This is a genomic window from Endozoicomonas sp. ONNA1 (assembly GCF_024606325.1).
In the GTDB taxonomy this organism is placed as follows: Bacteria; Pseudomonadota; Gammaproteobacteria; order Pseudomonadales; family Endozoicomonadaceae; genus Endozoicomonas_A.
The window spans coordinates 1-1,018 of record NZ_JAHHPN010000046.1 but is presented as its reverse complement, the minus strand read 5'-3'; the positions used below and the strand labels follow the sequence as shown (position 1 = coordinate 1,018).

At 50.7% G+C, this 1,018-nt stretch carries 2 protein-coding genes; both read right to left on the bottom strand.

Annotated features, from left to right (window positions below; genetic code table 11):
* A partial coding sequence (locus KDK19_RS01090; RefSeq protein ID WP_257255251.1) for a hypothetical protein occupies positions 1 to 332 on the bottom strand: 332 nt, incomplete at its 3' end.
* Positions 333 to 437: 105 nt separating this feature from the next.
* On the bottom strand, positions 438 to 1,018 hold a 581-nt coding region (locus KDK19_RS01085; protein WP_257255252.1), incomplete at its 5' end, for a hypothetical protein.

Here is a 1,018-nt window from a genome sequence, read left to right as displayed (position 1 = left end):
GTGAAAAAGCCTATAGGTTGGGGGAGGGCCTCCGGGGCTTCCTGCCCGGATGATTTTGATGGCGGGCCGGGTTTTTGGTTGTGTCCAGAGCCTGGCATCACAGTAGTGATTGTAAACGGGTGATCTTGACTCCCCTCCCGGAGTTCCATCGAGTTAAACGACGGTGAATCGGAGTTCCAATAGCTTTTTAAGAGCAAACCGACAACTGCAACCACTTTTACAGATATCTCTGAATAAGGGTTGGAGTATATTGGAGTGTCTTTGGTATCGACAATAAAACGATCTGTGAACGGTTCGGCCTGACAGACGACAGACAACGTCAGTAACAGCAACCGCTGTGCCGCAAAGAGTGAGTATTGAATAATTCTATCCCTGCATTCTGGTTTGTTCAGAGCAAAGATAGATCAAGAAAACCTCATGAAAGGGCGGCTGTCAGATCAAGGACTGAGGTCATCGTTCTGATCCACAACAGGAGACTTGCGTTTTCGATGCATTCTTTTTTGATTCAACAGGGCTTTAGTATTCTTGCAGACCTTTTCGCATGGCTGCGGCAGGCCATCCTTGCGAACCACGGTCACGTCACAGTTTTTTTGTTCGGTGTGGTATCCGGCTTTGTGATTCGACAGGGCGTGAGCATTCTTAAAGACCGTCCCGCACGGCCGCGACTGACCATCCTCCCCAATCACATTCACATCACAGGTTCGTTCCCCTGCGTGGTTTCTTCTTCTGTGAGACGAAAGGAATTGAGCATTCTTGCAGACCTTTCCGCACGGTTTCGGCTGGCCATCCTCCCCAACCACGGTCATGTCACAGATTTGTTGCCCGCTGTGGTCTCTCATTTTATGATTCGTCAGGCCTTGAACATTCATGCAGATCTTTCCGCACGGCCGCGGCTGGCCATCCTCACCGGTCACGGTCATGTCACAGGTTCGTTGCCCCGTGTGGTATCCACTTTTGTGGGCCGACAAGCTGTTGGCACTTTTAAAGACCCTTCCACATAGCCGCGGCTGGTCATTCT